1 protein-coding gene is annotated in these 409 nt (G+C 71.4%); it reads left to right on the top strand.

Annotated features, from left to right (window positions below; translation table 11 throughout):
• A partial coding sequence (locus HX774_RS19960; RefSeq protein ID WP_255500008.1) for a PLP-dependent transferase occupies positions 1 to 409 on the top strand: 409 nt, incomplete at both ends.

Here is a 409-nt window from a genome sequence, read left to right on the forward strand (position 1 = left end):
GACCCGCGACGTCCTGGCCGACACCCTGGCCGAGCTGGAAGGCGGCGCCGGCGCCGTCATCACCGCCACCGGCATGGCGGCGGTCGATCTGCCGCTGAGCCTGCTGAACCCTGGCGAGCTGCTGATCGCGCCCCACGACTGCTATGGCGGGACCCACCGCCTGCTGTGCGCCCGAGCGAAGAAAGGTCATTTCCGCGTCGCCTTCGTCGATCAGAACGACGGCGAGGCCCTGGACGCGGCCCTGGCCGACGGCGCCAGGCTGGTGCTGATCGAGACCCCGTCCAACCCCCTGCTGCGGGTCGTGGACGTGGCCGATGTCTGTCGTCGCGCCCATGCCGTCGGCGCCAAGGTGGTGTGCGACAACACCTTCTTGTCGCCCGCCCTGCAACGCCCGCTGGAGCTGGGCGCC

The sequence above is a fragment of the Brevundimonas sp. P7753 genome (assembly GCF_013386595.1).
GTDB classification, from domain to species: domain Bacteria; phylum Pseudomonadota; class Alphaproteobacteria; order Caulobacterales; family Caulobacteraceae; genus Brevundimonas; species Brevundimonas bullata.